The sequence below is a fragment of the Pseudomonas extremorientalis genome (assembly GCF_001870465.1).
Taxonomy (GTDB): Bacteria; Pseudomonadota; Gammaproteobacteria; order Pseudomonadales; family Pseudomonadaceae; genus Aquipseudomonas; species Aquipseudomonas extremorientalis.
Map to the genome: position 1 here is coordinate 55,056 of NZ_MDGK01000036.1, position 13,328 is coordinate 68,383.

A 13,328-nucleotide genomic window follows, 5' to 3' on the forward strand; every position below is an offset into this window, starting at 1 on the left:
TGATTACCTGCAAGGGTTTAGGGGGGTTAGGCAGTGGCTGAATCTTGTCCCGCCTGTTGCACGAAGAACGAGGCGCCACGAGGCTTCTGCGGCAGGCGCATGTGGTTGTCGGTGGAACGCACCAGGCCACTTTCCTCACCGGCCACCAACAGGCCGGCATGTGCGCTGGGCAACGGGTTTTCGCCGAAGGGCAGCGCGTCTTCAGCGGCATAGACACTGATGAACAGCGTGCGCGGCAGTTCGGTCTCGTTTGGGCTGGAAGCATGCAAAAGCCGGGTGTGCATGAAGCACACCGAGCCGGCCGGCCCGTAGCAGGCCACCGGTTGCTGGCAGTGTTGCGCGACCACGCTGTCGTCCACCGAACCGGTGAAACGCTGATGCTGCCAGTGCGACCACAGCGGGCCTTTGTGGCTGCCGGGGATCACGTTCAGCGGGCCGTTCTGCGGCGTCACTTCGCTGACCATCAGCAAGGCGGTGACGATGTCGTCGTTGCTGTGGGGCGTGAACAGGAAGTCCTGGTGCCACTTCACCTGGGTCGCGGTGTGGGGCAGTTTGGAGTTGATCTTGCTGTGGTGAAAACGCGTACCCTGGGCGCCGATCAGTTGCGCGGAAATCGCCGCCATGCGCGAGTGCAACGCCACGCGCTCATAGGCCGGCGAAATCTCCGTGGGCGAGCTGACCCGGCGCAGGGACGGGTGGTCGGCGCGGTGGTCGCCCTCCAGGTCAAAGCGCTCACGGCCATCGACAGTGGCGCCCCAGCCCCGGTCATGGCTGCGGCTTTCTTCCACCCATTGGTCGAAGTCGTGCTGCAACGCGGCCACTTCATCCTGCGACAGCACGCCTTCGACCACCAGGAAGCCGTCGCGCTGGAATTGTTCGATTTGCGATTGCTCGATCATTTTAGTGTTTCCTGAACGTTAAAGAGATCACGCCAGCGAGACGTCCTTGAGGAACGCCTCCACGCGTGGGTTGTGGCCGCTGCGCAAGACGCCCGGCGTGTCGTCGCAGACCACGCGGCCCTTCTCCATGAACACGATGCGGTCGGAGACCTTGAAGGCAAAGTTCATCTCGTGGGTGACGATGACCATGGTGATGCCCTCCTCGGCCAGGGCTTCGATCACCTGCAGCACCTCGTTGACCTTCTCCGGGTCCAGCGCCGAGGTAGGCTCATCGAACAGCATGATCTGCGGGCGCATCATCAAGGCGCGGGCGATGGCTACGCGTTGCTGTTGGCCGCCAGACAACTGGTGCGGGTACTTCCAGGCGTGGTCGAGCATGCCGACCTTGTGCAGCAGCGCGTAGGCCTGTTGCTTGAGTTCGGCGGTCGCGCCCAGGCGGTGGTACTTGGGCGCCATCAGCAGGTTGTCGAGCACGCTCAAGTGCGGGAACAGGTTGAAGCTCTGGAACACCATGCCGATGTGCAGGCGATGCTCGGCGTGCTCGATGTACTGGGGTTTCTGCGCGCCGACTTTGTTCAAGTGGATGAAGGGTTGGCCATTGATCCTGATCTCGCCGTTGTCCAGTTGCTCCAGACCATTAAGCAGGCGGATCAGCGTGGTCTTGCCGGAGCCCGACGGACCGATCACAGACACCACTTCACCGGGCTGGATCTGCAGATTCACCGAGCCCAATACCTCGATATCGTTGTAGGCCTTGTGCAACCGCGTGGCCTGCAACGCCGACTCGCCATTATTGGCCGGGCGCGCCAAGGCAGTGCGCTGCTGGGTCGCCAGGGCCAGCACCGCCGCATCGGGAACACGGGACACGTTGCGCTGGTTGACGTCGAGAAAGCGCTCCAGGCGCTTGAGCAGGAAGTCGAACACCGTGACGATAAACACATAGAAGAACGCCACCGCCGCCATGGTTTCGATCACCAGGAAGTTCTGCGAATACAGGCGCTGGCCGACCATCAGGATCTCGGTCAGGGAGATCACCGACACCAGGGAGGTGAGCTTGACGATGGAGATGTATTCGTTGGCCAGCGACGGCAACGCTACCCGCAGCGCCTGGGGAATTACCACGCGCCACTGGGTGCCGAAGAACTTCAGGCCCAGCGCACGAGCCGCCTCGCCCTGCCCTTTGGGAATCGACAGCAGGCCACCGCGATGGATCTCAGCCACGTAGGCGGTCTCGCAGATCACCAGGGCCAACAGGCCGGACCAGAACGGGTCGGCCAGCACCGCCGAGGTACCGGGCAACGCTTGCGGCAGGTTGTAGATAAAGATCAGCAGCACCAGCAACGGCAGGCTGCGAAATAGCCAGATGTAGCCGCGGGCCGGCACGCTCAGCAGGCCATGTCTGGATTGCTTGGCCAGGGCCAGCAGAAAGCCCAGGCCAATGCTCAACACCCAGGTCAGGGTGCTGAGCTTGATCACCGTCCACGTCGCGCGCCAGAACTCGGCATCGCCCAGCAAACCCAACATGTAGTTCCAGTCGAATGTCATCGTCGCTGTGCCCTGAGAAGTTGATCTACATCGATGGGTTCAGAGTCGTGGCGGGAGGCGGTTGGGGTCAATTCGTAAAAGCCGGGGCACTGGGTAGGCAGAACCTATGCAGCCTGAGAGCAACCAAAATCCAATGTGGGAGGGGGCCCCCTCCCACCTTTGGTGCAGGCTTGAATCGGCCGTATTGCGCATGCCACTTACTGGTGCAAGCTCAGCCCACACCGCTCAACACCCGCACCGCATGCGGGTCAAAAAAGCTCGGCGGCGCCATGCCGGGGATGTACTGGTCGGACACAAACATGCGGCACCGCTCGGCAAACGCCGACACCACCCGCGACAGCTGGGTGTTGCTGGCCGTGGCGTAGCCCAGGCGCATCGGCCGGTGTGCACCCGCCAGGCGCAGGCGGATCACGCGCTTGCCGTCCTGGGACATGTTCGATTTGGGCCGCGCATTCGCGAAGGAATAGCCGATACCGTTGCCCACCATGGCGCGCACCGTTTCAAGGTTGGTGGAGCGCATGATGATGTTCGGTGTGGTGCCGGCCTGGATGAACAGGCTGAGGAAATAGTCACGGCTCCACGGCGTGTCGAGCAGCACCACCGGGAAGGCCTCCAGGTCCTGCATGCTCACGGCCGGTGAGTTCGCCAGTGGGTGGTACTCGCCCACCATCACGTAGGGCGGCAGTTGCGCCAGGGGTTGGAAGTCGATGTCCGGGCTTGTCACCAGGTCGTAGGTCAGGGCGATATCCAGCTCGCCGCTGCGCAGTTTTTCCAGCAGCTCTTCATGGTTGCCCTCGGCTTGCGTCAGCCGTACGCCGGGAAACGCACGGCCGAAACCGAACACCAGCTCTGGCGTGATCATCGGCGCCAGCGACTCCAGGCAACCCACGCGCAACGGCCCGCGCACCGTGTTCAAGGACTCCGAGGCGATGGTGTAGAGGTTGGTCATCTGCTCCAGGATCAGCTTGGCTTCTTGCATCACCAGGCGCCCCACCGCCGTGAGGGAAATGCCCTGGGCGTGATGGCGGATGAACAACTGAATGCCCAGCTCCGCCTCCATATGGGTGATCGCCGCCGAGATCGACGGCGACGACACATGAATGCGCTCGGCGGCCGCACTGATGCTGCCCGCCTCTCCCGACGCGACGAAATACTCCAGTTGACGCTGAGTAATACGACTGAGCATGACGCCTGCCCCTCAACAATGACTGTACCGGTGGTGTTGCAGGGTTCGTGCCGGGTCAGGCGCAAACCGATGACCTGCACGGGCTTCGGTTTTTCCTAAGCACTACCCCGCGCAAATGCTGGTTTCGCCGCAGCCGGGGCGGTGTGAAGCTGGATCTATCCCGCTTCCCACGAGTTGCCGTTATGCCGACCCACACCCGCATCCGCATGTTCAATACCCAACAGACCTACCCCAACCAGGCGCTGGACAACGACCTGTGCCAGGCCGTGCGCGCCGGCAACACCATTTACGTGCGCGGCCAGATCGGCACCGATTTCGACGGCAACCTGGTCGGCCTCGGCGACCCGCGCGCCCAGGCCGAGCAGGCGATGAAGAACGTCAAGCAACTGCTGGAAGAAGCAGGTTCGGACCTGTCGCACATCGTGAAGACCACCACCTATCTGATCGACCCGCGCTACCGCGAGCCGGTGTACCAGGAGGTGGGCAAGTGGCTCAAAGGTGTGTTCCCGATTTCCACTGGGTTGGTGATCTCCGGGCTGGGCCAGCCGGAGTGGTTGATGGAGATCGATGTGATCGCCGTGGTGCCGGACGATTGGGCCGTATGAAAGCGCTGATTGCCTGGAGTGCCCCATGACCCATCGTGTGTTTTTCCTCAACGGGCCTAACGCCAACCTGTATGGGCTGGATGAAAACGGCACCTATGGCAGCGAAAGCTTCGCCAGCATCGACGCCCGCTGCCAACGCCACGCCGCCGCCCTGGGCCTGACGCTGGACTTTCGCCAGAGCAACCATGAAGGCGTGCTGGTGGACTGGATTCAGGAAGCACGCCTGCACGCCGACGCCCTCGTGATCAACGCCGCCGGGCTCAGCTACAGCTCGGTGCCGATCCTCGATGCGTTGCTGGCGTTCGACGGCCCGATCATCGAAGCGCACATGAGCAATATCTGGCAGCGCGAAAGCTTCCGGCACCACTCCTACGTGTCCAGGGCCGCTACCGGTGTGATCGCCGGGTTGGGGGCGCTGGGTTACCAACTGGCAATCACGGCTGTGGCCGAATTGCTAGGCCAAACCGCCTAATGACTGTTCAGGAACCGCCTATGTCCGTCGAAAAAATCAACACCCTGGTCGTCGGCGCAGGCCAGGCCGGCGTCGCCATGAGCGAGCACCTGTCCTTGATGGGTGTGCCCCACCTCGTGCTGGAACGCCACCGCATTGCCGAACGCTGGCGCTCGGAACGCTGGGACTCTCTGGTCGCCAACGGGCCGGCGTGGCATGACCGCTTTCCCGGTCTCACCTTCGAAGGCATTTCGCCGGAAGCCTTCCCGCCAAAAGAGCGCATGGCCGACTACTTCGAGGCCTACGCGGATAAGTTGCAGGCCCCTGTCCGCACGGGCGTGGAAGTCCAGTCGGTGGAACGCCACGCAGGTCGCCCCGGCTTCAAGGTCACCACCTCCGCGGGCGTGATCGAAGCCGCCAACGTCGTTGCTGCCACCGGCCCGTTCCAGCGCCCGTCAATCCCGAACATCGTCCCCGCCAGCGCACCGTTGCACCAACTGCATTCCTGCGCCTACAAGAACCCCGGCCAACTCCCCGAAGGCGCCGTATTGGTGGTCGGCGCCGGTGCCTCCGGCTCGCAGATCGCCGAAGAACTGCAAAAGGCCGGCAAGACCGTGTACCTCTCGGTGGGCGAACACTACCGCCCGCCCCGCGCCTATCGTGGCCGCGACTATTGCTGGTGGCTGGGCGCGTTGGGCTTGTGGGATGAAGTCAAGATCCAGCCGAAGAAAAAGCACGTGGCGTTTGCGGTGAGTGGTTACGAAGGCGGCAAGACGGTGGACTTTCGCCGACTGGCACATCAAGGCATTCAATTGGTGGGCGTTACCCAGGACTGGGCGGAAGGCGTGATGAGGTTTCAACCGGGGTTGGCCGAGAACGTGGCTGAAGGCGACCGCGCTTACTTTGACGTACTGCGCGATGCGGATGCGTATATCGAGGCCAATGGCTTGCCGTTCCCGCCGGAGCCACAGGCCTGGGAACTGTTGCCCGATCCAGAGTGCCTGGTGAACCCGATGTTGAGCCTGGACCTGGCTGAAGCGGGCGTGACCACAATCCTTTGGGCCACCGGCTTCAAGTTCGATTTCAGCTGGTTGAAGGTGGACGCGTTCGACGAGAAAGGCGAGCCGTTCCACAAACGCGGGATCTCGGCACAGAGCGGAATTTACTTCCTGGGTTTGCCGAACCTGGTCAACCGCGCATCTTCATTTATCTATGGGGTTTGGCACGATGCGAAGTACGTGGCGGACCATATCGTGGTGCAGAACGCGTACAGGGCGTACGACAAGTCCTCAGACGCTTAGGGCAGGTCGACCGCACCTTGCCCCGTTGCCTACAGTTGCGTCAGAATCCGCCGGCTTGTGCGCTTGGGTGAGCGTCTCTAAGGTGGCTCGGTCGCTGAACACTCAGTGATCGGGTTTAGTAGCCCGAGTGACAACATAAAGTGCATGAGCCTCATCGATCAGATGTTCTTGTCTGTGCTTGATGGTGGCTGTGCGCAGGGCGCCCTCGGGCGCGCCGGCTTTGTGTGTTTCCCCGGTCTACTAACCTGCGTACAGCCGCCACCCTCTCGTTTAGTAGCGAAAAGGTGTTGGCCCTAAAACAGGTACAACACACATGTTCAAAGTCACGCCCAATCCTCCAAACGGTCCGGACCTGAAGCTCAATCATGCGGCGAATCGTGCGATTGACCATTACCTCAACCCCGGTGCCGAAGCACCACCTGCGCCACTCTTCAGCATCGCCAGCGATGCCAGCAACGAAACATTGATCGTCAACAGCTACGAAACCTTTTCCTCGGTCAGCGCCTTGCTGCTCGACCTGTCGGAGGCGTTGACGGGTAAACAGCGGGATGTGGTGCTGGCCATTCACCAGTTGAGTGAGTTGGGGGTTTTGTTGGTGGATAAGCTGATGGAGCGCAAAGCTACGCTAGCCGATCCAGGTCTTTGAGAAACCGGCCATATCCGGCTGATGCCGTCCCATAAGGGCGAACACTGCAGCTGTGGCGAGCGGGCTTGCCCCGCTCGCCACAGGGTACTTATCGTCAGTTCTACCTAACGACCTTGAAAGGGCTGCCCCTTACAACGACTCGCGCTTCCAGGCAGTGCTTTCAGCCACGCTTGGGCAACTTCCAATTCGGCCGAATAAAGTGGCAGGTATAGCCATTGGGAATCCGCTCCAGATAATCCTGATGCTCCGGCTCCGCCTCCCAAAACGGCCCCGCCGGCTCGATCTCCGTCACCACCTTCCCCGGCCACAGCTTCGATGCATCCACGTCCGCCGCCGTATCTTCGGCCACCTCCCGCTGCTGCTCACTCAGGTAATAAATCGCCGAACGATAACTGGGCCCCAAATCATTGCCCTGCCGATTCGGCGTGCTCGGGTCATGGATCTGGAAAAAGAACTCCAGAATCTGCCGGTAGCTGATCACCGCCGGGTCGAACACGATTTCAATCGCTTCGGCGTGGTTGCCATGGTTGCGGTAGGTGGCATTCGGCACATCGCCGCCGGTGTAGCCGACGCGGGTGTGCAGCACGCCGGGGTAGCGGCGCAACAGGTCCTGCATGCCCCAGAAGCAACCGCCGGCGAGGATGGCGGTTTCGGTTGAGTTGGTCATGGTCTGCCCTTGCGATAAGTGAATACCTGCCTAGTTATGGGGCCGTGTTGGCCAATAGCAAGATTCACGGTTTGTTACGCAGTGCGCCGGGAGCTCAGGGTTTGAAGTTTTTCATCAATTTGAACAGGTGGCCGGGCCAGATCCAGTGTGCTTGGGGCGGGTCGCGAGTCTCACCGAGAGCGTCCAGAAAGGTTTTGTTGGAAGCTTCACCGTCAGGCCCGTTCACGTTTGAAACCGGGTGAGTTGGAACGCTTGCTGGTTCCTCTGGCTTATAGACACGGCGGTTAGCCACATCCAGTACATAGCCGGCGGCCTTGCCGTATTCGGTGAGGTTCCACACCCCGTTGACGACTTCGAAGAGAGCCTCGGAGGGGGGGAGTTTTATGTCCTTGTGCGTGGTGGTGACGATATGGTCCGCCGCCTTGGCGTAGTTGAAGGTGACGTACTCACTGCCGAGGGGGGGTTGATCCGCACCTTCACTGGAGAATTTTTTCACCATACGCTCCAGGAACGGTATGCCGCCTAAGTGGGAGTACACCCCAATGCCCGGATCCAGGATGTGCTTCACAAAACCCGGGTCAATACGGCTGCTGCCGAGCGCTGAACTGGACAGTATCCGTGAAGCGATGGTGGCGTCCTCCGGCTTGAAATCGAACGTCGTCCAATACTCATCGACGTAATAGCCATTATTGCTAATGAGTTGGCGACCGTCGCTGAAATAACGATAGTCAGCGAGTGCATAAACCAATCGGTCGACGTGACGTAGATCCGCACCTTCTGAATGTGCATAAGCGTACATATCCGAGATCAAGGCACGGTCATCGAGGGTGAGAAAGTCGTTGCGATTTTGAGTGCCGTTTTCAAAGGTCGCGGGTGGAAGGGCAACGGGTGGTTCGCCATTGTGAAACATGCGCGAAATGAAGGTCTCACGACCGTTAATGGGGACTGGCTCAGGATAAGAAACACCTGAAGGCGCCATCGACTGGACGGTTTCCCACGCCACCCTGCGCTCGTTAACCGTGAAGGCGCCGCCGTTGTCGCGGGCGATCAGGTTGAGTTGATCTCGCCCTAGTCCCTTGAAGGGGTTGCTGTCATGACCGTTGAGGAAACCGGTCGCTTGTCGCGCACGGGCCAGGAGTTCTGGGTCATTGGCCGTTGGAGTCTCTGCGTCGTGTTGTGCCTTGTTGGCGAAATACTGTTCGTCGGTGATGGGTTCTAGGGAGTCGGCGTTCTTTTGGCCAACGGGTGTCTCCGCCCGCTGTGCCGCATCACTCAGTTGACGCGCCAGGATTGAGACGGTGGTGGTGCCGGCATTACGTGTAGAGAGGGGGGCATCAGCCTGGGCGTTGTCAGGCGAGACTGTTGACGGAATAACAATGCCGCCGGATTCATTCATCACGCGACTGTTAGACGAGGAGGTATTAGGGCTGATAGTGATCATTAGTATTCACCTTGCGTTAGGCATGTGAATGGTCATGTAAAAGTTTCTTACCTATCCAAATACCCGTAGCCAAATTGGCTGCGGGCATCACACCACACTAATAGCTATATTTAATTGTCACAGAATCAACGCCGGCAGGACGAGCGTAAGGTGGAGTGCCGCCCAATACCGTATGAAAAATCGTAACTTTTGAACCGTGACCGAATGACTGATTGTTAAAATCCATCAGCACACCCGAAGAACTCGGAAAGATATCACGACAATCTTTTTCAGCACTGAAGGAGCGAAAGTAACACAGCTCAACCTTCTCACTCAGTGTCCCAGGATAGTACGTTGTACTCCACCGAATTTCTGATATCTGCTTGGGGTCTTGGAGTGTTCCTGAGGGAATATCCGCAGCCAGCACGCTAAAGTTTGCGAATTCACGACTCGGCACAGTATTAGAATTGGACAGTACCAATACGGGAGTTGGTGCCACCGTTTTAGTAAAGACGCCCTCCGCCGCCAACACGGAATTTTTTGTAAAAATAGTTAAAACAACACCCACAGCAAGCCAAACCTTATTGATACTTTTCGAGCTCTTCATAATCTTCACCCTAGTTCATAAATTAATACCTGAGGTTCCAATCATTCCAGCAGTAGGAATCACACCACTACCCTTGCACGATTTTTCAATTCAAGTAAGGCACCCGCTTCCTAAAAACATGAAGCCCTTATCTGTAATACTTACAAGTAGGACTTTGTCAGTAACTTCCTAGTCCCGCCTCCCCTCTATTAAAAACCCCTGTTCCAAGGCATGATGCCGCCCTCACATCAAGGACGATAAAACCGTGAAAACCACCCTCACCGCGCTGCTGTTGATTGGCTTGGCGATGCCTGCATTCGCCGACACCACGCCCATCGGCTTCAAGAGCATCAACGTCCCTGATGCACAACGCCCGCTGCAAATGGTGGTCTGGTACCCCGCCGCCACCGCAGCTACGCCTGAGTTGATCCGCGATGACGCCGTGTTTTTCGGTGCCTTGGCAGTGCCCGATGCGCCGGCAGCGAGCGGCGAACATCCGCTGGTGGTGCTCTCCCACGGCTACGGCGGCAACTGGGGCAACCAGGTGTGGCTGGCCAGCGCCCTGGCCCATCAGGGTTACATCGTGGCGGCGGTCAACCATCCCGGCACCACCAGCAAGGATCGCAGCCCCCAGGCCGCTGCGCAGTTGTGGCAACGGCCCAAAGACTTGAGCCGGGCCATCGATGCGGTGATCGCCCAGCCGACGCAGTTCGGCACCGTGGCAAACAACCGTATCGCCGTGGTCGGCCACTCCATCGGTGGCTGGACCGCCATGGAAATCGCCGGCACGCGTTTCGACCCGGACCTCTTCGCCCGCGACTGCAACACTCACCCCAAATTGGGCGGCTGCATTGGCTACCAGCAGATCAAACCCGCCGCGACACCGGCGGCGAAGGCCCAACTGGCCGCTGACCTGCGCGACCCACGCGTCGGCGCTGTAGTGACACTGGACCTGGGCCTGTCACGCGGCTTCACCGACGCCAGCCTGGCCGCCCTGCCGGTGCCGGCGCTGGTGATTGCGGGGGGCGTGCCAACGGAAGATATGGACCCCAACCTGGAGTCCGCCGATATGGTCAGGCGTATGCCAAAGGCCTCGACCGAGTATGTGGAGATCAGCGACGCTACGCACTTCAGCTTTATGTCGATCTGCAAGCCGGGTGGCATGGCGTTGATCGAAGAAGACTCGCCGGGCGATGGCATGATTTGCCGCGATGGCGAGGGGGCTCGGCCAAGGGCGGTGATTCAGCAACAGGTGCTGGATCTGATCACCGGTTTTTTGGGGCGGACAGCGGCACGGCGCGCGGCGGCCGATTTTTAGCTGGTATCATCCCGGGCCTGTACAACCCGGGGAGAACCACATGAACCGCCAGAAAAAACTCCAGCAGCTCTTCAAGGAAAAAGCCAGGAAGGCCAACGCCAAATTGGCGCCGAAGAAGAAGGACAAGTACATCAGCAAGGCAGACCGGGAAAAGCTCGCGGCCGAAGCTGCCCAGGACCCAAGCCTTTCCCCGGAAAGCTGACTCAGCAACCGCTCAACGCCACCTGCCGCCGCTCCCCCGCAAAGAAAAACGGCCGCAACCGCACGCCCACGCTGTTGCCGATAAACGCCGCCACCAGCCATACCCAGCCATGCAGGCTGCCCGAGGCGATGCCGCTGAAGTACGCGCCGATGTTGCAACCGTACGCCAGGCGCGAGCCGTAGCCGAGCAGCAGGCCGCCGATCACAGCCGCCACCAGCGAGCGCGCCGGAATCTTGAGGCTGGGGGCAAAGCGCCCGGCAAGGCCGGCGGCCAGCAGCGCACCGAGGACGATGCCGATGTCCATCACGCTGGTGATGTCTTCCCAGACCGGCGCGGCCAGGGCCTTGGCATTGCCCGGCATCTGCCAGAACGCCCAGCTGGCCACGTCCACACCCAGGCCGCTGGCGACTTTGGCGCCCCACAGCGCGAACGCCGAGGTGATGCCCCAGGGCCGTCCCGCCAGCGCCAGGGTGGCGTAGTTGAGCAGGGCCAGGCCGATGGCGCCCCACACCAGTGGCCACGGCCCGCGCAGAAAGCGGCGCAGGCCTCGGTGCTCACTTTTCACGCCCTCTTCCAATTGACCATGGCGACCCTTCTCCAGCCGTACGGTCACCAGCGCAATGATCGCGAACACCGCCAGGCTCAAGCCCAATGCCGGCACCACGCCGAAGCTCTTGACGATGGACACCGCCGGGAACGCCGGCAGCCCGAACCACCAGTCAACATGGTGCGTGGCGATCAACGAACCGCAGATAAAGAACAGCAACGTGACCAGCATGCGCGCATTGCCGCCGCCGACGGTGAACAGCGTACCCGACGCACAACCGCCGCCCAGCTGCATGCCGATGCCGAAAATAAATGCCCCGAACACCACCGACACCCCGGCCGGCGCCACCAGCCCGGTCACCGGCTGCCCGAACAGCGTGCCCGCCCCCAGCGCCGGGAAGAACAGCAGCACCGCCAGCGCCAGCATCACCATCTGCGCGCGCAAGCCAGCGCCACGGCGATCATTGATGAACACGCGCCAGGCCGAAGTGAAACCGAAGGCGGCGTGGTAGAGGGTCAAGCCCAGTGCCGCGCCGACCACCAGCAACAGCACCTGGTGCGAACCGACGCTGTTTTGCAGGAACAGGGCGCCCAGCACCAGGATGATAAAGGCCACCAGCGGCGCGACGGGTTTGCGCGCGGGGGTGAGAGGCAGAGAGGTACTCATGGGGAATCTCGGTCTGTTTGAAAGGAGTAGGCTGCGAGGGTGGCGAGTATACCCTTGTGTGTAGATAATCCCGGGATGCGTGTGGCCTGACGTCGCCCCTTTCCTCCATCAGCCGGTGAACCCGTGGCCAAAGACATCGAGAACCCCTGCGTTTCCCTCTGCCAGCTCAGCGGCGACCTCTGCGTCAGTTGCGGACGCACCAAGGATGACATCCGCAAATGGAAACGCATGAAACGCCCGGAGAAGATGGCGGCCGTACAGCGTGCGACACAGCGCCTCAAGGCGTTGAAAAAAGCCAGGTGAGGCTGTTCATGCATCTGTGGCGAGCGGGCTTGCCACAGATGCCTGCTCACCACAATTGGCCCGCAAGATGGGGGTCAACCCCGCCCCACCGACCCCGACACCGGAAGATCACCCAGCAGCTTGAGCCCGGTGCTCTTCACAAACGTCGCGTAGTCCATCGGTTTCTGGATGCGCGTCTCGGCGTTGGGCAGCACATAGGCCCAGGCGCGCTTGCTGGAGGCGTCATACACCAGCTTGAACAACCGCGTCGGCACCCAGACCTTGTTGTGGCCGATGGTGCCATAGCCAGGGTCGAACAACGGGCCGGTGAACACATACACGTCGCCACCGGCACGCACGGCAAACTTGCGCACGTCGGCCTCGACCTTGCTCCAGACCTTGCGGTTGTTGGTGGGGTCCTGGGGCACCATGTTCGACAGGGCAAAAGACTGCGCCATGGCGTGGGCGTCAGGCGCATCGGCGGCCGGGGCCTGGTGGCCACGGTCCACGGCCGGGTGCTGGCTGCGGTAGTCGCTCAGCTCCGCGCGGCCACCCTGGGGAATGCGCGGGTCCGCATAGAACTGGTTGGTGCGCTCCTCGCCTTTGGCGTCTTTCAATTGCGCGGCATTCAGGCGCTCGACGACCACCAGCGGGGTCTTGCTGGTTTGCGAGTACAGCACCGCAAAGGTGTCCGAACACAGGGCCAGAGGCTTCATCGACGCCGGGACGGTGGCGGTGTTGATCGGTCTGGTGGCAGGAAAGAGTTGGGCGCAACCGTCAAACGAACTGCGCTGCTGGGTGGGGGTATAGGGATTGGCGAGGCTGCGTGCGTCTACAGCGGTGGAGAGCAAAACGAGGGCCGACAGCCCGACTGCAACGTTGCGTAGGTACATGCGTTAGATCTTATGGTAAGGGTAAACGGACACGCGCGAATATTCGTGCGGGGCCTATGGACCCTCAGATACCTGTTTGGTGCCGCCAGGCTTTCGGTAAAGGTTGAACCTCTC

15 protein-coding genes are annotated in these 13,328 nt (G+C 60.9%); 7 read left to right on the top strand and 8 right to left on the bottom strand.

The window, feature by feature from the left end; genetic code table 11:
- Positions 1–26: 26 nt before the first annotated feature.
- The 3 genes from BFN10_RS14000 to BFN10_RS14010 all read right to left on the bottom strand — a co-directional run bounded on the left by BFN10_RS14000 (position 27) and on the right by BFN10_RS14010 (position 3,630).
- Positions 27–899, bottom strand: coding sequence for a phytanoyl-CoA dioxygenase family protein (locus BFN10_RS14000; RefSeq protein ID WP_071490169.1), 873 nt, complete (start codon positions 897–899; stop codon positions 27–29).
- Between the two features lie 27 nt (positions 900–926).
- Positions 927–2,444: an amino acid ABC transporter permease/ATP-binding protein gene (locus tag BFN10_RS14005; RefSeq protein WP_071490170.1), complete on the bottom strand. Its 1,518-nt coding sequence runs from the start codon at positions 2,442–2,444 to the stop codon at positions 927–929.
- A gap of 211 nt (positions 2,445–2,655) precedes the next feature.
- Positions 2,656–3,630: a LysR family transcriptional regulator gene (locus BFN10_RS14010; protein WP_071490171.1), complete on the bottom strand. Its 975-nt coding sequence runs from the start codon at positions 3,628–3,630 to the stop codon at positions 2,656–2,658.
- 182 nt (positions 3,631–3,812) lie between these two features.
- On the opposite strand from BFN10_RS14010, the gene BFN10_RS14015 reads away from it, so the two are divergent.
- The 4 genes from BFN10_RS14015 to BFN10_RS14030 all read left to right on the top strand — a co-directional run bounded on the left by BFN10_RS14015 (position 3,813) and on the right by BFN10_RS14030 (position 6,633).
- Positions 3,813–4,235, top strand: a complete 423-nt coding sequence (locus BFN10_RS14015; protein ID WP_058425659.1) for a RidA family protein — start codon at positions 3,813–3,815, stop codon at positions 4,233–4,235.
- A 25-nt stretch (positions 4,236–4,260) separates the two neighbouring features.
- Positions 4,261–4,707 (top strand): type II 3-dehydroquinate dehydratase, encoded by a 447-nt coding sequence (locus BFN10_RS14020; RefSeq protein ID WP_071490172.1) that lies wholly within the window; start codon positions 4,261–4,263, stop codon positions 4,705–4,707.
- Positions 4,708–4,727: 20 nt separating this feature from the next.
- The gene (locus BFN10_RS14025) at positions 4,728–5,987 is read left to right on the top strand and encodes a flavin-containing monooxygenase (RefSeq protein WP_071490173.1); all 1,260 of its coding nucleotides are present in this window, start codon (positions 4,728–4,730) and stop codon (positions 5,985–5,987) included.
- Between the two features lie 313 nt (positions 5,988–6,300).
- Positions 6,301–6,633 (top strand): DUF6124 family protein, encoded by a 333-nt coding sequence (locus tag BFN10_RS14030; protein WP_071490174.1) that lies wholly within the window; start codon positions 6,301–6,303, stop codon positions 6,631–6,633.
- Positions 6,634–6,793: 160 nt separating this feature from the next.
- Here BFN10_RS14030 and msrA read toward each other — a convergent pair whose 3' ends face one another.
- The 3 genes from msrA to BFN10_RS29245 form a co-directional block, all read right to left on the bottom strand.
- The gene (gene msrA, locus BFN10_RS14035; RefSeq protein ID WP_071490175.1) at positions 6,794–7,300 is read right to left on the bottom strand and encodes a peptide-methionine (S)-S-oxide reductase MsrA; all 507 of its coding nucleotides are present in this window, start codon (positions 7,298–7,300) and stop codon (positions 6,794–6,796) included.
- Positions 7,301–7,394: 94 nt separating this feature from the next.
- Positions 7,395–8,741 (bottom strand): hypothetical protein, encoded by a 1,347-nt coding sequence (locus BFN10_RS14040; protein WP_071490176.1) that lies wholly within the window; start codon positions 8,739–8,741, stop codon positions 7,395–7,397.
- A gap of 97 nt (positions 8,742–8,838) precedes the next feature.
- Positions 8,839–9,327 carry a hypothetical protein gene (locus BFN10_RS29245; protein ID WP_130898114.1) on the bottom strand — a complete coding sequence of 163 codons (489 nt, stop codon included), beginning with the start codon at positions 9,325–9,327 and terminating at the stop codon, positions 8,839–8,841.
- Positions 9,328–9,571: 244 nt separating this feature from the next.
- Here BFN10_RS29245 and BFN10_RS14045 point away from each other — a divergent pair, with 244 nt between their 5' ends.
- Together BFN10_RS14045 and BFN10_RS14050 are read left to right on the top strand one after the other, a co-directional pair.
- On the top strand, positions 9,572–10,624 hold the full coding sequence (locus tag BFN10_RS14045; RefSeq protein ID WP_071490177.1) for an alpha/beta hydrolase family protein: 1,053 nt from the start codon (positions 9,572–9,574) through the stop codon (positions 10,622–10,624).
- 40 nt (positions 10,625–10,664) lie between these two features.
- Positions 10,665–10,826: a DUF2986 domain-containing protein gene (locus tag BFN10_RS14050; RefSeq protein WP_071490178.1), complete on the top strand. Its 162-nt coding sequence runs from the start codon at positions 10,665–10,667 to the stop codon at positions 10,824–10,826.
- Position 10,827: 1 nt separating this feature from the next.
- Here BFN10_RS14050 and BFN10_RS14055 read toward each other — a convergent pair whose 3' ends face one another.
- A complete protein-coding gene (locus BFN10_RS14055; RefSeq protein ID WP_071490179.1) occupies positions 10,828–12,039 on the bottom strand; it encodes a YeeE/YedE family protein in 1,212 nt (403 codons plus the stop codon).
- A gap of 123 nt (positions 12,040–12,162) precedes the next feature.
- Here BFN10_RS14055 and BFN10_RS14060 point away from each other — a divergent pair, with 123 nt between their 5' ends.
- Positions 12,163–12,342: a DUF1289 domain-containing protein gene (locus BFN10_RS14060; protein WP_058425670.1), complete on the top strand. Its 180-nt coding sequence runs from the start codon at positions 12,163–12,165 to the stop codon at positions 12,340–12,342.
- Between the two features lie 74 nt (positions 12,343–12,416).
- On the opposite strand, the gene BFN10_RS14065 is transcribed toward BFN10_RS14060, so the two are convergent.
- Positions 12,417–13,214 carry a DNA/RNA non-specific endonuclease gene (locus tag BFN10_RS14065; protein WP_071490180.1) on the bottom strand — a complete coding sequence of 266 codons (798 nt, stop codon included), beginning with the start codon at positions 13,212–13,214 and terminating at the stop codon, positions 12,417–12,419.
- Between the last annotated feature and the right edge of the window lie 114 nt (positions 13,215–13,328).